Raw genomic sequence first — 19506 nt, 5'->3', positions numbered from 1 at the left:
GGAGGCCGAGCGGCTAGCCGCTGAGTACGTGGCACAGTTCAACCCGCTGCTTCTCCGCGTGAGCAAGAGCGCACTCCAGAGCGAGCTGGCACAGCTGGCGCTGCGCGCCTATGAGTTCGCCCCTTTGCTCGTGGCCGCCACTTGTAGTGAAGGCGGCACCGTACTGGCGGATCTCATGCTGTTCGCCTACGGCGAGGACAACGTGGCGCGGCCGTCACCCCAGGAATACCTGCCCAAGCTGCGGCGCTGGTCCTACGCCGAGGTGAAGGGCGAGCCGTCCGTTACGGAGATGGAGCTGCCCGTCGGGCCTGCCGTCAGGGTTCAGGCCGTGCTCGTGGAGAAGCGGCGCTTCGGCTGGGGCAGCAAGCTCAGCGAGTCGGTCCGGTACGCGGTCTGGCCGGAGGGCGAGGAGGAGATCCTCCTCGTCGAGGCGGCCTGGCAGCACTTCGAGCGCGCCGAGGAGATGGCGGATCTCGTGGACCGGCTGGTGCCGACGATGCGCCTCGTCCCCGTCCCCTCCGACCACGACGAACGCGAGCGTGCCGGTGAGGGTGGTGGGTGACATGGGGCTCCGCACGGAGTGGTCCACTCCTCCCCGCGACTACACGGTCTTCGTCCCCGAAGGGTGGTTCCAGCTCCCCCTGGATCCCCCGAAGGAGCGTGACCGGGCCATCGGGGCTCTTGTTGGGCGGCAGTTCGCCGGGTGGGATGGTGCGCCGGTGGTCAAGGAGCGGCTGGTGGGGGAGTTGCGGAGGTGGGCCAAGGGGGCGGGGCGGGTGGGTGGGGTGGAGCTGTATCTGTCGCTGCTGACGCTGGGCGGCGTACCCCTGGCCTCCTCGCTGCTGGTGAGCCTCACCCCGGACGGCTGGCCCGGCTGCCGGACGGCGGACGACCTGGCCCGGCGCCTGGCAGCCGAGGTGGTGGAGCTGCCGGGCGCGGGGGAAGCCGTGCGGGAGCGGCGCACCGAGGCACCGGCCCCGGAGCGCCTGATGGGCGGCACCCTCCGCACGACCACGGTGGTCTACAACGTGCCGGTACCGGCGAGCACGGCCTGGCTCACGCTCACCTTCTCCACGCCCATGGAGGCCCTCGCGCCCCGGATGGTCGAGCTCTTCGACGCCGTGGCGGGGACCTTGCACTGGCAGTGAGGGCATTGACGGCGCAGGTGGGCCTCCCTAAGGTGCGTTCTTATATGTGGACAGCGTTCACCCCGCCGGAGGCGCCATGCTCACCGTCACCGATGTGCGGCTCACCCCCGTGCTCGTCGCCGACCCCCCGCTCCTGAACGCCCAGGGACTGCACCAGCCGTACACACCGCGCCTGATCATCGAGGTGGAGACGGAGGACGGCACGGTCGGCGCGGGGGAGACGTACGGCGACGGGAGGTATCTGGAGCTGGCCCGGCCGCTGGCCGCGAAGCTGGTGGGGCGGGCGGTGGGGGACCTCAACGGACTGTTCACACTGGCGGACGGCATCGGCGTGGACGCCCACCGCGTGGACACCGCCGTGGACGGCGGCGGCCTGCGCGGCGCGCAGACCGCGGACAAGCTGCGCCTCTCCGTGGTGTCGGGCTTCGAGGTGGCGTGCCTGGACGCCCTCGGCAAGGCGCTCGGGCTGCCCGTGCACGCGCTGCTCGGCGGCAAGGTGCGGGACTCCGTGGAGTACAGCGGCTATCTGTTCTACAAGTACGCCGCGCACCCGCGGGGCACGGCCGCCGAGGAGGACGGCTGGGGGCCCGCGCTCGACCCGGACGGCATCGTCGCGCAGGCGCGGGCGTTCGCCGAGCGGTACGGGTTCCGGTCGTTCAAGCTCAAGGGCGGTGTGTTCCCGCCGGAGGAGGAAGCCGCCGCCATCAGGGCGCTCGCCGCGGCCTTCCCGGGGGCGCCGCTCAGGCTCGACCCCAACGGGGCCTGGTCCGTGGAGACTTCCGTCAAGGTCGCCGACGGGCTCGCGGACGTACTGGAGTACCTGGAGGACCCGGCCCTCGGCACCGCCGCCATGGCCGGGGTCGCCGCGCGGACCTCCGTGCCGCTCGCCACCAACATGTGCGTGACGACCTTCGAGGAGATACCCGAGGCCTTCGCGCGGCGGGCCGTGCGCGTGGTGCTCAGCGACCACCACTACTGGGGCGGGCTGCGGCGGACGCGGGAACTGGCCGCCGTGTGCCGGACGTTCGGCGTGGACGTCTCCATGCACTCCAACACGCACCTGGGGATCAGCCTCGCCGCCATGACGCACGTCGCGGCCACCGTGCCCGGCCTGCGGCACGCCTGCGACACGCACTACCCGTGGCAGAGCGAGGACGTGCTCACCGAGCGGCCGCGGTTCGAGCGGGGGCGCGTCACCGTCGGCGACGCCCCCGGGCTCGGGGTCGAGATCGACCGCGACCGGCTCGACGCGCTGCACCGGCGGTGGCTGGACGAGGACTTCGCCGCGCTGCGGGACCGCGACGACGCGGCGGCGATGCGGCGCGCGAAACCGGAGTGGGTGACTCCGTCCGTGCCGCGCTGGTAGCGGGCCCGGTCTGTCGGACCCGTCGGTTACGTTGCCTCCATGGCCGTACCACCTGCCGTACCACCTGTCGTACCCACCGGAACGCCCGTGGCGCCGGGAAGCACGCGCGCCGCGCCCGCCGGCACCGCCGTGGACCCGCTCAAGTCGGCCCGGCGCGCGGGCGATCCGCCCTGCGACGTGTATCTGACCGGCACCGTGTTCCTCGACATCATCTTCACGGGCCTCGACTCCGCGCCCGTGCGCGGCACGGAGTCCTGGGCCCGGGGCATGGGGTCGAGCCCCGGCGGCGTCGCGAACATGGCGACCGCGCTCGCCCGGCTCGGCCTGCGCACCTCGCTCGCCGCCGCCTTCGGCGACGACCACTACGGGGAGTACTGCTGGGACGCCCTGGAGCAGGGCGAGGGCATCGACCTGACCTCCTCACGGACCGTGCCGGACTGGCACTCGCCGGTGACGGTCTCCATGGCGTACGAGGGCGAGCGGACCATGGTCAGCCACGGCCACGAGCCGCCGCCCGACGCCCACGCGCCGGACGGCGGCGCGCCCGCGTGCCCGCCCCGCGCGCGGGCCGCCGTCGCCTCCCTCACGCCGGGCACGCGCGCCCCCTGGATCGAGTCCGCGGCCCGGCGCGGCACGACGATCTTCGCCGACGTCGGCTGGGACGACACCGGCCGCTGGGACCTGGGGCAACTGCCCGACCTGCGGCACTGCGAGGCCTTCCTGCCGAACGCGGAGGAGGCGATGCGGTACACCCGCACCACCTGCCCGCGCGCCGCCGCCCACGCCCTGACCGAGCACGTGCCGGTCGCCGTGGTCACCCTCGGCGCCGAGGGCGCGTACGCGGTGGACGGGCGCACCGGCGAGACGGCGTCCGTGCCCGCCATCGAGGTGGAGGCGCTCGACCCCACCGGCGCGGGCGACGTGTTCGTCGCGGGCTTCGTGACCAGCACCCTCGCCGACTGGCCGCTCGCCGACCGGCTCGCCTTCGCCGGACTGACGGCCGCGCTGTCCGTGCAGGAGTTCGGGGGCTCCCTGTCGGCGCCCGGCTGGGAGGAGATCGGCGCCTGGTGGCGGCGCGTGCGCGAGCTCGACCGGCAGGACCCCGTGGCCCTGGAGCGCTACGGCTTCCTGGAGGCGCTGCTCCCGGACGCCGCCCGCCCCTGGCCGCTGCGGCGCGCCGTGCCCACCATCGGCTTCCGGCGTTCCGCCTGAGGCGCCCGGGATCCAACGGCCGTGGAAAAGCCCTACGGCGTTGTCCGTGGTGAGTCGTACTCTTGGCAGTACGAAGGACGCCGAGCGGGGGAGGCCCCGCGACGAGGAGGACGTGCAGGCCTTAAGCGCCGGCCCATGACTCAGACACCGACAGCTCAGACCCCTGCGCAGGCACAGGCGCGAGCCCACTTCACGGTCCCGGCCAAGCACCCGATGGTGACCGTCCTTGGCTCCGGAGACGCGCTGCTGCGCGTGATCGAGCAGGCCTTCCCGGCGGCCGACATCCACGTCCGGGGCAATGAGATCAGCGCCGTGGGGGACGCCCGTGAAGTCGCCCTCGTGCAGCGCCTGTTCGACGAGATGATGCTGGTGCTCCGCACCGGACAGCCGATGACGGAGGACGCAGTGGAACGCTCGATCGCCATGCTCAGAGCGGGCGAGACCGGCGAAGGGCCGGACGAGACCCCGGCCGAGGTGCTCACCCAGAACATCCTCTCCTCGCGCGGCCGCACCATCCGCCCCAAGACGCTCAACCAGAAGCGGTACGTCGACGCGATCGACAAGCACACGATCGTCTTCGGCATCGGCCCCGCGGGCACCGGCAAGACCTATCTGGCCATGGCCAAGGCCGTCCAGGCCCTCCAGTCCAAGCAGGTCAACCGCATCATCCTGACCCGCCCCGCCGTCGAGGCGGGCGAGCGCCTCGGCTTCCTGCCCGGCACGCTGTACGAGAAGATCGACCCCTACCTCCGCCCGCTGTACGACGCGCTGCACGACATGCTGGACCCGGACTCGATCCCGCGCCTGATGGCGGCCGGGACCATCGAGGTCGCCCCGCTGGCGTACATGCGCGGCCGGACGCTGAACGACGCGTTCATCATCCTGGACGAGGCGCAGAACACGAGCCCCGAGCAGATGAAGATGTTCCTCACCCGGCTCGGCTTCGAATCCAAGATCGTGATCACGGGCGACGTCACCCAGGTCGACCTGCCGAACGGCACGAAGTCCGGCCTGCGCCAGGTCCAGGACATCCTGGACGGCGTCGACGACGTGCACTTCTCGCGGCTCACCTCCCACGATGTCGTCCGGCACAAGCTGGTCGGCCGTATCGTCGACGCGTACGAGAAGTACGACAGCGAGAACGGCACGGAGAACGGCTCCCACAAGGGCCGGTCCAGAGGAAAGTAGAAGACACAGCGCCATGTCGATCGACGTCAACAACGAATCCGGCACCGAGGTCGACGAGCAGGCGATCCTCGACATCGCCCGCTACGCGCTGGCGCGGATGCGGATCCACCCGCTCTCCGAACTCTCGGTGATCGTCGTGGACGCCGACGCCATGGAGCAGCTGCACATCCAGTGGATGGACCTGCCCGGCCCCACGGACGTGATGTCCTTCCCGATGGACGAGCTGCGCCCGCCGATGAAGGACGACGAGGAGCCCCCGCAGGGGCTCCTCGGCGACATCGTGCTGTGCCCCGAGGTCGCCCTCAAGCAGGGCGAGGAGGCCCCCACGGCCCACTCCATGGACGAGGAGCTCCAGCTCCTGACCGTCCACGGCGTCCTGCACCTGCTCGGGTACGACCACGAGGAGCCCGACGAGAAGGCCGAGATGTTCGGCCTCCAGGCCGCCATCGTCGACGGCTGGCGGGCCGAGCAGGGCCTCACCGGGCCCTCTCCGGCGCCGACCGTCTCGTAAGCGCATGTCCCTCCAGCTCATCGCGGGCGCCGTCGCCCTGGTCGTGGTGGCCTGGCTCGCCGCCTGCGCCGAGGCGGGCATCGCCCGCGTCTCCAGCTTCCGCGCCGAGGAGGCCGTCCGCTCCGGGCGGCGCGGCAGCGCGAAGCTCGCCCAGGTGGCCGCCGACCCGACCCGCTATCTGAACGTGGCGCTGCTCGTCCGCGTCGCCTGCGAGATGGCGGCGGCGGCCCTCGTGACGTACGCCTGCCTCCAGGAGTTCGACGCCACCTGGGAGGCCCTCGCCGTCGCCATCGGCGTCATGGTCCTCGTCTCGTACGTGGCCGTCGGCGTGTCCCCGCGCACCATCGGCCGCCAGCACCCGCTGAACACGGCCACGGCCGCCGCGTACGTACTGCTCCCGCTGGCCCGCGTCATGGGACCCGTCCCGCCCCTGCTCATCCTCATCGGCAACGCGCTCACGCCGGGCAAGGGCTTCAGGCGCGGCCCGTTCGCCTCCGAGGCCGAGCTGCGGGCCATGGTCGACCTCGCCGAGAAGGAGTCCCTGATCGAGGACGAGGAGCGCCGCATGGTGCACTCCGTCTTCGAGCTGGGCGACACGCTCGTGCGCGAAGTCATGGTCCCGCGCACCGACTTGATCTCCATCGAGCGCTACAAGACCATCCGGCAGGCGCTGACGCTCGCGCTGCGCTCCGGCTTCTCGCGCATCCCGGTCACCGGCGAGAGCGAGGACGACGTGGTCGGCATCGTCTATCTGAAGGACCTGGCCCGCAAGACGCACATCAACCGCGACGCCGAGAACGACCTGGTGTCGACCGCCATGCGCCCCGCCACCTTCGTGCCCGACACGAAGAACGCGGGCGACCTGCTGCGCGAGATGCAGCAGGAACGCAACCACGTCGCCGTCGTCATCGACGAGTACGGCGGCACCGCCGGGATCGTCACCATCGAGGACATCCTGGAGGAGATCGTCGGCGAGATCACCGACGAGTACGACCGGGAGCTGCCGCCCGTCGAGGACCTGGGCGGCGGCGCCTACCGCGTCACCGCCCGGCTCGACATCGGCGACCTCGGCGAGCTGTACGGCCTGGAGGCGTACGACGACGAGGACGTGGAGACCGTCGGCGGGCTGCTCGCCAAGCAGCTCGGGCGGGTGCCGATCGCCGGTGCCAAGGCCGTGGTGACGCTGCCGGACGAGCGGGCGCTGCGGCTGACCGCCGAGGCCGCGGCGGGGCGGCGCAACAAGATCGTGACGGTGCTCGTGGAGCCGGTGGGAGCCGCCTCCGGGGAGGAGTCCGGACGATGACCCCGCAGGAGCTGCGGACGTTCTGCCTGGCGTTCAACGACGCGGTCGAGGACTTTCCCTTCGGCCCCGAGACGTCGGTGTTCAAGGTGGCGGGCAAGCTGTTCGCCCTGAGCGCCCTGGACCGGCGGCCACTGACGGTGAATCTGAAGTGCGACCCCGAGATCGCCCCGCAGCTGCGGGCCCAGTACCCCGACATCGTGCCCGGCTGGCACATGAACAAGCGGCACTGGAACACGGTCACGGCCGACGCCGACCTGCCCGACCAGCTGGTCCGCGAGCTCATCGAGGACTCCTACGACCTGGTGGTGGCGGGCCTGCCACGCGCCGAGCGGCTGCGCCTCGACCGCCCCTGACCTCAACGACACCGCAGCGCCCCCGCCCGTACCGGGCGGGGGCGCTGCGCCGTCCGGCGGCGGCTCAGCGGCGCCGGAGCAGGGCCCTGGCAAGCAGGGCCGCCGTGACGAGGACGATCGCGGCGTCGATGGCCAGGACCGTGTGCGTGCCCGTCAGGGTGTCGTCGCCCGTCGTCGCGAGGACGCCGAGGAGCGGGATGCCGATGGTGATGCCGACCTGCTGGGTGGAGGTGACCAGGCCGGTGGCCAGGCCCTGCTCCTCGTCGGGCACGCCCGAGGTGACCGTGACGCCGTAGCTGACGATCGCGCCGAGGTGGAACATGCTGGCCACCGCCACGGCCACGGTCGCGAGCCACACCGACCACGCGCCCTCCCCGATCGCGAGGAGCGCCGCCACGAACACGCCCTGGCCGAGCAGCGAGCCGACGAGCGTGCGGCGCGGCCCGAAGCGGCCGATGACCTTCGGCGCGCGCATGCCCGCGAAGACCGACACCACGCCCTGGACGCCGAAGACCAGGCCGGTCTCGAAGGCGGACAGGTCCAGGACGTCCTGGAAGTAGAGGGTCAGGACGAAGACGACCGTCGACATCATCGAGAAGGTGACGAGACCGCCGATGTTGCCCCACGCCACCGTGCGGCGGCGCAGCATCGGCAGGGACACCAGCGGCGCCGCCGCGCGCGTCTCGACGTACCCGAAGGCGGCCAGCAGGGCGACGCCCGCGACCAGGCCGACCAGCACGTCGGTGCCGCCGAAGCCGCGCTCGGCGGCCGTGGACAGGGCGTAGATCAGGGCGAGCAGACCGCCGGTGACCGTCACCGCGCCGGGGACGTCCAGGCGCGGGCGCCGCGGCGTGCGGGACTCGGGAAGCAGGCCGGGCGCCAGCGGCAGCACGATCAGCGCGAAGAGGGTGAGCAGCCCCATCGTGGAGCGCCAGCCGAGGGTGTCGGTGAGGACGCCGCCGAGCACCATGCCGACGGTGAAGCCGAGGGACAGGAGCGTGCCGGAGATGCCGAGCGCCCGGTCGCGCTGCGGGCCCTCCGGGAACGTCGTGGTGAGCAGCGACATGCCGGTCGGCACGATCGCGGCGGCGCCCACGCCCTGCAGCGCGCGCCCGGCCAGGAACGACGCCGGGTCCCAGGCGAAGGTGGCGAGCAGCGAGGCCGCGCCGAACAGCGCGAGCCCGCCGAGGAACAGCCTGCGCCGCCCGAACAGGTCGCCGACGCGGCCGAAGAGCAGCAGGAAGCCGCCGGACGGCAGCGCGAAGGCGGTGACGGCCCACTGGAGCGCGGTGTGGCTCATGCCGAGGTCCGCGCCGAGCACGGGCAGCGCCACGTTCAGGACGGAGAAGTCCAGCGCCACCATGAACTGCGCGGCGCACAGCACGAACAGGATGAGCTTGTCGCGGGGGGAGAGCTTCGGGGGCCCCGCGGCCGCGGCGGGCGCGTCCGCGACGGGGGAGACCACTGCGGCGGGGGAGGGAACGGAGGTGTCTGTCGCCATGGTCACGAGCTTGTGGCCGCCGGAATAGCCGTGGGGAGCCGGAACTTATGCTGGTGGTACGACCACCAGGCAGATCGGCGGGCGGATGACGGGGGAACAGGTGGCCAGTGGGGCCGGGGAGCGGACCGACGGGGCGAAGGCCCGTCGCCGAGTGGAGCTGCGCGACTTCCTGATGAGCAGGCGCGCCCGGGTGAGCCCGGCGGAGGCCGGGCTCCCCGAGGGCGGGCGGCGGCGCACACCGGGGCTCAGACGCGAGGAGGTCGCCGTGCTCGCCGGTGTCGGCGCGTCCTGGTACCAGTGGCTGGAGCAGGGCCGCGACATCTCCGTGTCGCCGCAGGTCCTGGACTCCGTGGCGCGCGTCCTGAAGCTGTCCGGCACCGAGCGCCGCCATCTGTACGTGCTCGCGGGCCTCAATCCGCCCGCGCCGCGGGCCGAGCGGGACGCCGAGCACATGAGCGAGGGCCTGCGGCGGCTCATCGACACCTGGATGCCGTACCCCGCGCACATCATGGACCGCTACTACAACTGCGTCGTCTACAACGACGCGGCCGCCATGGTCCTCGGCATGCGCCCCGAGACCACGCAGAACTGCATCCTCGACTTCTTCACGGACCCCATGTACCGCTCGCGCAGCGTCAGCTGGGAGGAGAACGCGGCCACGCTCGTCGCGCAGTTCCGCGCCGCCTGCTCCGAGAACCCGGGCGACGAGGGCTTCCAGGAGCTCCTCGCCCGGCTGCACGCCGTCGGCGAGGAGTTCACGGCGCTGTGGGAGCGGCAGGACATCCGCCCCGCGGGCCTCGTCCACAAGGAGATCGACCATCCCCTCGCGGGCCTCCTGCACGTGGAGTCGACCGCCCTGAAGGTGCCCGCGCGGCCCGACCTGACGATCGTCATGCATACGCCGCTGCCGCTCGCGGACACGGCGGCGAAGCTGGAGTGGCTGGCCACGCCCCAGGCGCGGCGCGGGGCCATGTACCGGGTGGCCGGCTGAGCCGCGGGCCTGTGCCCGGCGGCCGCGGCCGTCTCCTTATGCTCGTGCCATGACTGAGCGCACCGACCTCGGCCCCGAGGACCAGAAGATCGTCACCCTCGCGCGTTCGGCGCGGGCCCGCAACGGCGTGCCGGAGGGCGCGGCCGTACGGGACGGGACCGGGCGCACGTACGTCGCCGGGACGGTCGCTCTCGCGTCCCTGGAGCTGTCCGCGCTGCGTACGGCCGTGGCGATGGCCGTGGCGTCCGGGGCGGAGTCCCTGGAGGCGGCGGCCGTCGTCTCCGGGGCGCAGGCCCTCGCGGACGCCGACCTGGCCGCGGTGCGGGACCTGGGCGGGGCGGGCACCCCGGTGTTCCTGGCGGGGCCCGACGGGGCGCTCCGGCTGACCGCGCAGGCCTGACCCCTCGCGGCGCGCCCCGGGCCCGCCCCTTCCCGAACCGGGGGCTGCCGCCCCCGGGCTCCCGCCCTTATCGGCGCTCCGCGCCTCGTCCTCAAACGCCGGACGGGCTGAAAGTCTCCGGTGCGGGCCGCGTCTCGTCCGCGGACCGCGGTCCAGTGCCGGCCCGCAGACAGGACGCGCCCGCAGTGGCACTGTCCAGCCCGTCCGGCGTTTGAGGACGAGCGCGCAGCGCGATGGAAGGGCGGGCGGGTGGGGGAAGGCGCGGTCCGAGGCGACCCGGGCGGAAAAGATCAGGGAGAATGGCGGCATGAGCGTGCGAACCCAGACCCCCCAGCCGACCCGGCGGAGCGACCACCGTGCGGGTTTCGCCTGCTTCGTCGGCCGCCCGAACGCGGGCAAGTCGACCCTGACGAACGCTCTGGTCGGCAAGAAGGTGGCCATCACCTCGAACCGGCCGCAGACCACCCGGCACACGGTGCGCGGCATCGTGCACCGCCCCGACGCGCAGCTGATCCTCGTCGACACCCCGGGCCTGCACAAGCCGCGCACGCTCCTCGGCGAGCGGCTCAACGACGTGGTCCGCACCACCTGGGCCGAGGTCGACGTGATCGGCTTCTGTCTGCCCGCGGACCAGAAGATCGGGCCCGGCGACCGGTTCATCGCCAAGGAGCTGGCGTCGATCAAGAAGGCGCCCAAGGTCGCCATCGTCACCAAGACCGACCTGGTCGACAGCAAGGCGCTCGCCGAGCAGCTCATCGCGATCGACCAGCTCGCCAAGGAGCTCGGCTTCCAGTGGCAGGAGATCGTGCCGGTCTCCGCCGTCGGCGAGAAGCAGGTGGACCTGCTCGCCGACCTCCTGGTGCCGCTGCTGCCCGAGGGCCCCGCGCTCTACCCCGAGGGCGACCTCACGGACGAGCCCGAGCAGGTCATGGTGGCCGAGCTGATCCGCGAGGCGGCCCTGGAGGGCGTGCGGGACGAGCTGCCGCACTCCATCGCCGTGGTGGTCGAGGAGATGCTGCCCCGCGAGGGCCGCCCCGCCGACAAGCCCCTGCTGGACATCCACGCCAACGTGTTCATCGAGCGGTCCAGCCAGAAGGGCATCATCATCGGCCCCAAGGGCAAGCGGCTCAAGGACGTGGGCATCAAGTCCCGCAAGCAGATCGAGGCGCTGCTCGGCACACCGGTCTTCCTCGACCTGCACGTGAAGGTGGCCAAGGACTGGCAGCGCGACCCCAAGCAGCTCCGCCGCCTGGGCTTCTGAGGGGCCTCCTCAGGGAGCACCCGGGCCGGTCCGCAGCCGGGCCAGGGCCGCTCCGAGCCAGTGGTAGGACGCCTTCGGGGTGCGCTGCTGCGTGGCGTGGTCGACGTGGACCAGGCCGAAGCGCCGGCGGTAGCCCTCCGCCCACTCGAAGTTGTCCAGGAGCGACCAGACGAAGTAGCCCCGGACGTCGACCCCGGCCGTCATCGCCCGGTGCAGGGCCCGCAGGTGGCCGTCCAGGTACGCGATGCGGTCCTGGTCGTCCAGGCCGTCGTAGGAGCAGCCGTTCTCGGTGATGACCAGGGGCGGGAGCCGGTCGCCGTACCGCTCGCGCAGGGTCAGGAGCAGCTCGGTGAGGGCCTCGGGGACCACCGGCCAGCCGAAGTCCGTCAGGGGGTGCCCGGTGATCTCGCGGGGCGCGAAGGGCAGCTGCGGCGGCAGCGTCACGCCGGAGAACCGCGTGGCGTGCTCGGCGGGGGCGCCCACCTTCGTGGGCTGGTAGAAGTTCACGCCGTACCAGTCGAGCGGCTCGGCGATCACCGCCAGGTCCGCCGCGAGGTCCGGTACGTCGGCGGCGAGCAGCTCCATGACGACCTCGGGGTAGCGGCCCAGGAGCAGCGGGTCGGAGAAGAGCCGGTTGAGCAGGACGTCGTAGAAGTCGGCGGCCTCGCGGTCGGCGGGGCTCTCGGAGGCGGGCCAGGTGGGGCCGTGCGAGTTCGCGATGCCCACGTCCCGGGCGCCCGCCGCGCGCAGCGCCCGCACCGCGAGGCCGTGGCCGAGGAGCTGGTGGTGGGCCGCGGGCAGGGCGTCGAAGAGCAGCCGCTTGCCGGGCGCGTGCTGGCCGAGGGCGTGGCCGAGCAGGGTGTGCTCGGCGGGTTCGTTCAGGGTGATCCACTTGGGTACGCGGTCGCCGATGCGGGCCGCGACCACGGCCGCGTACTCCGCGAAGCGCTCGGCCGTCGCGCGGGCCAGCCAGCCGCCCGCCTCCTCCACGGCCAGCGGCGTGTCCCAGTGGAAGAGCGTCGGCACGGGCCGCACGCCCGCCGCGCACAGCTCGTCGACGAGCCGGTCGTAGAAGTCCAGGCCCCGCTCGCTGACGGCGCCCGTGCCGGTGGGCAGCACGCGCGGCCAGGACACCGAGAAGCGGTACGCGCCGACGCCCAGGTCGCGGACGAGCGCCACGTCCTCGCGGTAGCGGCGCACGTGGTCGCAGGCCACGGCGGCCGTGGTGCCGTCCTTCACGTTCCCCGGCAGGGCCGTGAAGGCGTCCCACACCGAGGGGCCGCGCTCGTCGGCGGCGCCCTCGATCTGGTGGGCCGAGGTGGCCACGCCCCACAGGAAGTCGCGCGGGAACGGGGGCAGCGGGGCACGGGGGCCCGGGGGGATGGTCGCCATGCGCGGGATCATCCGCACCGGCCGGAACGGAAGTCAACGCCCGTGCGGGCAAAGGGCGTTGCGGTGGCCGTGCGCCGCCTACGCGCCCTCCTTCAGGACCCGGGTGATCAGCTGGCGCTGGTCCTCGGTCAGCCGCGGGTCCGCGCAGTACACGGTGCGTCCGTCGACGGTGATCTGGTAGCTGAAGCCGTCGGGCACGCCGATCGGTGGCTCGCCCCGGCCGTCGGCGACGGCCCGCTCGGCCAGGGCGTGCCACTCCTGGGCGTCCACGCGCGCGGTGGTGTCCACCTCCGCGTGCCGCTCGATGCCCCCGAAACCTCCGGTGCGCTTCACCTGGATACGCATGGGTCCTGTCTACTCCAGGCCCGGGCGCCCCGCCAGGCGGCCCCGGCGGGCCCGACGGCTTCCGGCCGGATCAGGTGGCGACCACCTTCACCTGCGCCCACGCGTCCAGGACGGCCTTGAGCTCCTCGCCGTCGCCGTACTTGGCGCGGGCCGCGGCGACCGTCAGTTTGGCGAAGTCCGCGAAGGACGCGTCCTGGGCCAGTTCGCCGCCGGTCAGGACGGCGTACCAGATCTGTCCCGCCCGCTCCCAGGAGTGCCCGCCGAGGGCCTGGGCGAGCAGGTAGAAGGCGTGGTTCGGGATGCCGGAGTTGATGTGCACGCCGCCGTTGTCGCGGCCGGTGCGGACGAAGCCGTCCATGGTGGCGGGCTGCGGGTCCTTGCCGAGGACGTCGTCGTCGTACGCGGTGCCCGGGGCCTTCATGGAGCGCAGGGCGGTGCCGGTGACGCGCTCGGCGAGCAGGCCCGCGCCGATCAGCCAGTCGGCCTCGGCGGCGGTCTGGCCGAGGGTGTACTGCTTGATCAGCGAGCCGAAGACGTCCGCCATGGACTCGTTCAGGGCGCCGGGCTGGCCGAAGTAGGTGAGGTTGGCGGTGTACTGGACCACGCCGTGGGTCAGCTCGTGGCCGATCACGTCCACGGGGATGGTGAAGTCGAGGAAGATCTCCCTGTCCCCGTCGCCGAACACCATCTGCTCGCCGTTCCAGAAGGCGTTCCCGTAGTCCTCGCCGTAGTGCACGGTGGCGTTCAGCGGCAGGCCGCCGCCGTCGATCGAGTCGCGCTCGAAGTGCTTGAAGAACACCTCGAAGGTCGCGCCGAGGCCGTCGTAGGCGCGGTTGACGGTCGCGTCCTTGCCGGGCTTGTCGCCCTCGCCGCGCACCTTGCGGCCGGGCAGCTCGGTGCGGTGTTTGGCGTCGTGGACGGTGCGGTGCGGCTTGCCCTCCTCCGCGCCCTTGGGCGCGGCGACGGACGGGGCGCCGATGACGGTCGTCAGGCGGCGCTGGGTGCGCTCGAAGGCGTCCCGCTGGAGGGTGCGGCGGGCCGGTCCCGCGAGGGCGGGGTCCTGGTTCTGGGCGAGCGTGTCCAGGACGAACGGCGGCACGATGGTGCAGAAAACGGGTTCGAACCTCTCCGGGTTCCCCGTTGGGTTGGCGGTCATGCGTGGCAATGTGGCACTGGGTCATGCCGCTGTCACTAGCTGCCACCATGATTGGTGAAATACCGGGATACGGGGCCCGCCCGGAGGCTCCGGCTGCTAAGGCCCGGCGTGCGCTCCCCCCTCTTTAACGCCCCCCGCACTCGTCCTCGGCCGCCGGAGCGGCTGGAATGGCCGCGGAGCACCGATACAGGTCCCGCATACTGATACGGGACGCCGTATCGGCGGAGGCTCGGTTAGGCTGCTGAGCATCATGCGTTACGGGCTGCTTCTTCTTAGCTGCCGCGGCGAGGGCCTGTAGTCGAGGCCGACCCCCTCCCCGCGGAGTTCGGTGCTGCGCAAGACCGTCGGCCGTCCAGAAGGACTCACCGAGGAGCCCCGCACACCATGCCGAACTTCCAACGTCCCTCCGCCCTGCCGATCCACAAGTACGGCCAGTACGAGCAGGTGGACCTGCCCGACCGCACCTGGCCCGACCAGCGCATCACCGTGGCGCCCCGGTGGCTGTCCACGGACCTGCGCGACGGCAACCAGGCGCTGATCGACCCGATGTCCCCGGCCCGCAAGCGCGCGATGTTCGACCTGCTGGTCAAGATGGGCTACAAGGAGATCGAGGTCGGGTTCCCCTCCTCCGGGCAGACCGACTTCGACTTCGTACGCTCGATCGTCGAGGACGAGGGCGCCATCCCCGACGACGTGACGATCTCGGTGCTCACGCAGGCCCGCGAGGAGCTGATCGAGCGCACCGTCCAGTCCCTGAAGGGCGCCAAGCGCGCCACGGTGCACCTGTACAACGCGACCGCGCCGGTCTGGCGCGAGGTCGTCTTCCGGGGCTCGCGCGACCAGGTCAAGCAGATCGCCGTCGACGGCACGCGCCTGGTCATGGAGTACGCGGACAAGATCCTGGGCCCGGAGACGGTCTTCGGCTACCAGTACAGCCCGGAGATCTTCACCGACACCGAGCTGGACTTCGCCCTGGAGGTCTGCGAGGGCGTCATGGACGTCTGGCAGCCCGGCGCCGACCGCGAGATCATCCTGAACCTGCCCGCGACCGTGGAGCGCTCGACGCCCTCCACGCACGCCGACCGCTTCGAGTGGATGAGCCGCAACCTGTCCCGCCGACAGTACGTGTGCCTGTCCATCCACCCGCACAACGACCGCGGCACCGCCATCGCCGCCGCCGAGCTGGCCGTGATGGCCGGCGGCGACCGCGTCGAGGGCTGCCTGTTCGGCCAGGGCGAGCGCACCGGCAACGTGGACCTGGTCGCCCTGGGCATGAACCTGTTCAGCCAGGGCATCGACCCGCAGATCGACTTCTCGGACATCGACGAGATCCGCCGGGTGTACGAGTACTGCACGCAGATGGAGGTCCACCCCCGCCACCCGTACGCGGGCGACCTCGTCTACACCGCCTTCTCCGGCTCCCACCAGGACGCCATCAAGAAGGGCTTCGACGCCATGGAGGCCCGCGCGGCCGCCGCAGGCAAGACGGTCGACGACATCGAGTGGGCCGTGCCGTACCTGCCCATCGACCCCAAGGACGTCGGCCGCTCGTACGAGGCCGTGATCCGCGTCAACTCGCAGTCCGGCAAGGGCGGCATCGCCTACGTCCTGAAGAACGACCACAAGCTGGACCTGCCGCGCCGGATGCAGATCGAGTTCTCGAAGATCATCCAGGCGAAGACCGACGCCGAGGGCGGCGAGGTCTCGCCCGACGCCATCTGGAGCGTCTTCCAGGACGAGTACCTGCCCAACGCGGAGAACCCCTGGGGCCGCATCCAGCTGCGCGCCAGCCAGACCACCATGGGCGAGGACGGCGCCGACACCCTGACCGTCGGGGCGATCGTGGACGGCGACTCCACGGTCCTCACCGGCACCGGCAACGGCCCGATCTCCGCGTTCTTCGCGGCCCTGCAGTCCATCGGCATCGACGCCCGGCTGCTGGACTACCAGGAGCACACGATGAGCGCCGAGGCCTCCGCGCAGGCGGCGTCGTACATCGAGTGCGTCGTCGGCGACAAGGTCCTGTGGGGCGTGGGCATCGACGCGAATACGACACGCGCCTCGCTGAAGGCGGTCGTCTCGGCCGTCAACCGCGCGGCCCGCTGAGGCTGTTCGACCCCCAGTTCGACCGGTGTTTTCGTGGCCCCGCCCGCCCCCTCGGCGGGCGGGGCCACGGCGCGCGGGGCGCCTGGTCACGGACCTGCTACCGGCCATCTCCCGTCCGGGGTACTGACGCGGCATCATCGATGTGGCTAACATCACGCCAACGCGGCAGGGCGGCCGCGGAGTCGTGGAGGTGCGTGGTGCTGCCAGACCGGGAACGAGACGGCCGGAACGTCCCCGACTCCCGCGCCCCGGGCGCCCCGCCGGACCGCGGCCGACGCCACGGCCGCCTCGCGGGCCTGGCCCGGGTGCGCCGCCTGATCGGCACCCGCACCGCCTGGACCACCGTCTGCGACGGCGAGTTCTTCTGCCCCGGCTGCGGCGGCGACCGCAACTACCAGCGGCGCAGCGGACACCGCAGGTTCGTCCTGCTCGGCGTGCCGCTGCTGTCCCGCGGCCGGACCGGGCCCGTCGTCGAATGCGCCGCCTGCCAGGACCACTTCGGGCTCGACGCGCTCGACCACCCCACCACCATCCGGCTCGCCGCCATGCTCCGCGAGGCCGTGCACACCGTCGTCATCGCCGTGCTCACCACCGGCGGCGCGGCCTCCCGCGGCACGCTGGACGCGGCCGTCGCCACCCTGCGCGGCGCCGGGTTCGACGACTGCACCGAGGAGCGCGTCGTCGCCCTCGTCAACGCCCTCGCCGCCGACACCGGCCGCCCCGGCGCCCCCGACTGCGCGCCCGGCCTCGCCATCGAGCTCCACGAGGCGCTCGGCCCCCTCGCCCCGCACCTGGCCCCCGCGGGCCGCGAGGCGCTGCTGCTCAAGGGCGCCCGCATCGCGCTCGCCGACGGGCCGTACACGCCCGCGGAGCGCGACGTGCTCGCCACGGCGGGCTGCGCGCTCACCATCGGCACGGACGACGTGGCCCGGCTGATGGCGGCCGCCCAGCGCACCCCGTCCTGACCGCGACCGCGCACCCGGTGCCGTACGGGGGTGCCCGTACGGCACCCCCGTACTCCCCGCGGATACTCCCCGGGGAGTAGTCCCCGGCCCGTGCCACCCGTGGGCGTAACGCCCACCTCGCCCCCGCGTCCGACGCGTCGACCCTCCCGTGACGGAACTCTGGAAGCCGTCAGACACCGTCACGGGAGGGAGGCCCACCGATGGGGGCCGCGACAACCACCAAGCGCCGGCGAACACGTGCGGTGCCCTGGGTGCTGCTCGGCATCTGGGTCGCCGTCATGGCGCTCGCGGGGCCGTTCGCCGGGAAGCTCGGCGACGTCCAGCACGACCGGGCCGTGGACTATCTGCCGTCGAGCGCCGACTCCACCCAGGTCGCCAGGATCCAGGAGCGGCTGCCCGGCGGCGAGAGCACCGAGCTGGTGCTCGTCTACCACCGCGACGGCGGCCTGGAGCCCGCCGACCGCGCGCTCGCGGACCGCCAGGTCAAGGAGGTCGACCGGGAGCTCGACCTCGTCGCGACGCCCACGGGGGTGGCGTCGAAGGACGGGGCGACCCTGATGTACCCGGTCGCGAGCACCGCACCCGGCACGGACGAGGAGAAGCGCGACGCCTTCGTCAACGACGTACGGGACGTCGTCAAGGGCGGCGGCGGCCTGAGCGTCGACGTCGGCGGGTCCGGCGCGCTCGCCACCGACGCCGGCGAGGTCTACCAGTCGCTCGACGGGCCGCTGCTCTACACGACCGTCGCCGTGGTCGCGGTCCTGCTCGTGCTCATCTACCGCAGCCCGTTCCTGTGGCTCGTGCCGCTCGTCGTCGCGGGCGTCGCCAACGTCCTCTCCATGGGCGTCGCCTACGGCCTCAACCAGGCCTTCGGCACCAGCGTCAGCGGCCAGAGCTCGGGCATCATGACGATCCTCGTCTTCGGCGCGGGCACCGACTACGCCCTGCTCATCGTCTCCCGCTACCGCGAGGAGCTGCGCCGCGTCCAGCGGCCGTACGACGCCATGGCCGCCGCCCTGCGCGGCTGCGGCCCCGCCGTGCTCGCCTCCTCCGGCACCGTCGCCGTCGGCCTGCTCTGTCTGCTCGCCGCCGACCTCAACTCCAGCCGGGGCATGGGCCCGCTGGGCGCGGTGGGCGTGCTGTGCGCGCTCGTGGCGATGCTGACGCTGCTGCCCGCGCTGCTCGTGGTGCTCGGGCGGCGGGTGTTCTGGCCGCTGGTGCCCGCCTTCGGCAGCGAGCCGGGGAAGCGCCGCTCGCTGTTCGCCTCCATGGGCTCCTCCGCCGGGCGCAGGCCGCTGGTCGTCCTCGCCTCCGGGGCCGTGCTGCTCGGCGCGCTCGCCCTCGGCGCCTTCAACCTGCCCGGCAACCTCAAGCAGGAGGACTCCTTCACCAGCAAGCCCGACTCCATCGCCGCCATGGAGACCCTCGCCGCCGCCTATCCGGAACGCGGCACCCAGCCCATCAACGTCATCGTGCCGACCGCCGAGGCCGGTGAACTCCTCGGCCGGGCCCGGTCCGTGGCCGGAGTCGACAGCGTCACGCGCGGCCGCACCGCCGCGAAGTGGACCGAGCTGTCCGTGGTCGCGAAGGCCCCGCCGCAGACCGCCGCCGAGACCGCGACCATCGAGGCCCTGCGCGACGAGCTCGACCCGCGAGGGGCGTACGTCGGCGGGCCGAGCGCCGAACAGCTCGACCTGAAGGACACCAACGCCCGCGACCGCCTGGTCGTCGTGCCGATCGTCCTCGCCGCCGTGCTCCTCATCCTGGTCGCGCTGTTGCGCAGCCTCGTCGCGCCGCTCCTGCTGCTCCTCGCGGTCGTCGCGGTGTGGGGCGCCTCGCTCGGCATCGCGGGCCTCGTCTTCGAACCGCTCTTCGGCTTCGAGGGCACCGACCCGGGGCTCGGTCTGCTCTCCTTCGTCTTCCTCGTCGCCCTCGGCGTCGACTACGGCATCTTCCTCATGCACCGCATGCGCGAGGAGTGCCTCGCGGGAGCGGAGACCGGCGCCGCCGCGCTCACCGCGCTGCGCACCACCGGCGGCGTGATCGCCTCCGCCGGTCTGGTGCTCGCCGCGACGTTCTCGGTGCTCGTCAACATGCCGCTCGTCCAACTCGTCGAGCTGGGCTTCGTCATCGCCGTCGGCGTGCTCCTCGACACCTTCCTGGTCCGTACGTACCTGGTGACGTCCGCGAGCCTCGCGCTCGGCCGGAAGGTGTGGTGGCCGGGCCCGCTGTCGCGGCGGCCCGCCGCCCCCGCCGCGCCGGAGCGGGAGGAGCCCGAACTGACCGCGGCACGCTGACCCTTGCGCAC

At 72.6% G+C, this 19506-nt stretch carries 18 protein-coding genes; 14 read left to right on the top strand and 4 right to left on the bottom strand.

Annotated features, from left to right (window positions below; translation table 11 throughout):
- Window positions 1-58: 58 nt before the first annotated feature.
- The 8 genes from C9F11_RS14330 to C9F11_RS14295 all read left to right on the top strand — a co-directional run bounded on the left by C9F11_RS14330 (window position 59) and on the right by C9F11_RS14295 (window position 7081).
- On the top strand, window positions 59-562 hold the full coding sequence (locus tag C9F11_RS14330) for a hypothetical protein (protein ID WP_138959663.1): 504 nt from the start codon (window positions 59-61) through the stop codon (window positions 560-562).
- Window position 563: 1 nt separating this feature from the next.
- Window positions 564-1148 carry a hypothetical protein gene (locus C9F11_RS14325; protein ID WP_138959662.1) on the top strand — a complete coding sequence of 195 codons (585 nt, stop codon included), beginning with the start codon at window positions 564-566 and terminating at the stop codon, window positions 1146-1148.
- Between the two features lie 76 nt (window positions 1149-1224).
- A complete protein-coding gene (locus tag C9F11_RS14320; protein ID WP_138966478.1) occupies window positions 1225-2514 on the top strand; it encodes a glucarate dehydratase family protein in 1290 nt (429 codons plus the stop codon).
- Between the two features lie 39 nt (window positions 2515-2553).
- Window positions 2554-3726 (top strand): PfkB family carbohydrate kinase, encoded by a 1173-nt coding sequence (locus C9F11_RS14315; RefSeq protein WP_249401731.1) that lies wholly within the window; start codon window positions 2554-2556, stop codon window positions 3724-3726.
- A 135-nt stretch (window positions 3727-3861) separates the two neighbouring features.
- Entirely contained in the window at window positions 3862-4914 is a 1053-nt protein-coding gene (locus C9F11_RS14310) for a PhoH family protein (protein ID WP_138959661.1), read from the top strand.
- 13 nt (window positions 4915-4927) lie between these two features.
- A complete protein-coding gene (gene ybeY, locus C9F11_RS14305) occupies window positions 4928-5425 on the top strand; it encodes an rRNA maturation RNase YbeY (protein ID WP_138959660.1) in 498 nt (165 codons plus the stop codon).
- A gap of 4 nt (window positions 5426-5429) precedes the next feature.
- Window positions 5430-6728 (top strand): hemolysin family protein, encoded by a 1299-nt coding sequence (locus tag C9F11_RS14300; RefSeq protein ID WP_138959659.1) that lies wholly within the window; start codon window positions 5430-5432, stop codon window positions 6726-6728.
- Window positions 6725-7081 (top strand): MmcQ/YjbR family DNA-binding protein, encoded by a 357-nt coding sequence (locus tag C9F11_RS14295; protein WP_138959658.1) that lies wholly within the window; start codon window positions 6725-6727, stop codon window positions 7079-7081. The genes C9F11_RS14300 and C9F11_RS14295 overlap by 4 nt, the downstream gene beginning before the upstream one ends.
- A gap of 64 nt (window positions 7082-7145) precedes the next feature.
- Here C9F11_RS14295 and C9F11_RS14290 read toward each other — a convergent pair whose 3' ends face one another.
- On the bottom strand, window positions 7146-8582 hold the full coding sequence (locus C9F11_RS14290) for an MFS transporter (protein WP_138959657.1): 1437 nt from the start codon (window positions 8580-8582) through the stop codon (window positions 7146-7148).
- Between the two features lie 85 nt (window positions 8583-8667).
- On the opposite strand from C9F11_RS14290, the gene C9F11_RS14285 reads away from it, so the two are divergent.
- The 3 genes from C9F11_RS14285 (at window position 8668) to era (ending at window position 11234) form a co-directional block, all read left to right on the top strand.
- Window positions 8668-9573: a helix-turn-helix transcriptional regulator gene (locus C9F11_RS14285; protein WP_138959656.1), complete on the top strand. Its 906-nt coding sequence runs from the start codon at window positions 8668-8670 to the stop codon at window positions 9571-9573.
- 49 nt (window positions 9574-9622) lie between these two features.
- The gene (locus C9F11_RS14280) at window positions 9623-9973 is read left to right on the top strand and encodes a cytidine deaminase (RefSeq protein ID WP_138959655.1); all 351 of its coding nucleotides are present in this window, start codon (window positions 9623-9625) and stop codon (window positions 9971-9973) included.
- 307 nt (window positions 9974-10280) lie between these two features.
- Window positions 10281-11234, top strand: coding sequence for a GTPase Era (gene era / locus C9F11_RS14275; RefSeq protein ID WP_138959654.1), 954 nt, complete (start codon window positions 10281-10283; stop codon window positions 11232-11234).
- A 9-nt stretch (window positions 11235-11243) separates the two neighbouring features.
- Here era and C9F11_RS14270 read toward each other — a convergent pair whose 3' ends face one another.
- From C9F11_RS14270 to C9F11_RS14260, 3 genes are all read right to left on the bottom strand, one after another.
- The gene (locus C9F11_RS14270; protein WP_171076082.1) at window positions 11244-12638 is read right to left on the bottom strand and encodes a GH1 family beta-glucosidase; all 1395 of its coding nucleotides are present in this window, start codon (window positions 12636-12638) and stop codon (window positions 11244-11246) included.
- A gap of 66 nt (window positions 12639-12704) precedes the next feature.
- On the bottom strand, window positions 12705-12971 hold the full coding sequence (locus C9F11_RS14265; RefSeq protein WP_138959652.1) for a protealysin inhibitor emfourin: 267 nt from the start codon (window positions 12969-12971) through the stop codon (window positions 12705-12707).
- Window positions 12972-13041: 70 nt separating this feature from the next.
- Window positions 13042-14127, bottom strand: coding sequence for a M4 family metallopeptidase (locus C9F11_RS14260; RefSeq protein ID WP_138959651.1), 1086 nt, complete (start codon window positions 14125-14127; stop codon window positions 13042-13044).
- A gap of 384 nt (window positions 14128-14511) precedes the next feature.
- Between C9F11_RS14260 and leuA the strand changes: the two genes are divergently transcribed.
- The 3 genes from leuA to C9F11_RS14240 all read left to right on the top strand — a co-directional run bounded on the left by leuA (window position 14512) and on the right by C9F11_RS14240 (window position 19495).
- On the top strand, window positions 14512-16233 hold the full coding sequence (leuA, locus tag C9F11_RS14250) for a 2-isopropylmalate synthase (RefSeq protein WP_138959650.1): 1722 nt from the start codon (window positions 14512-14514) through the stop codon (window positions 16231-16233).
- Between the two features lie 296 nt (window positions 16234-16529).
- Window positions 16530-17198: a TerB family tellurite resistance protein gene (locus C9F11_RS14245; protein ID WP_249402176.1), complete on the top strand. Its 669-nt coding sequence runs from the start codon at window positions 16530-16532 to the stop codon at window positions 17196-17198.
- A gap of 200 nt (window positions 17199-17398) precedes the next feature.
- Window positions 17399-19495, top strand: coding sequence for an MMPL family transporter (locus C9F11_RS14240; protein ID WP_138959648.1), 2097 nt, complete (start codon window positions 17399-17401; stop codon window positions 19493-19495).
- Window positions 19496-19506: the final 11 nt, after the last annotated feature.

Origin of the sequence: Streptomyces sp. YIM 121038, assembly GCF_006088715.1 — a bacterium.
In the GTDB taxonomy this organism is placed as follows: domain Bacteria; phylum Actinomycetota; class Actinomycetes; order Streptomycetales; family Streptomycetaceae; genus Streptomyces.
The sequence above is the reverse complement of the archived record's forward strand: the minus strand, read 5'-3'. Positions and strand labels throughout refer to the sequence as shown.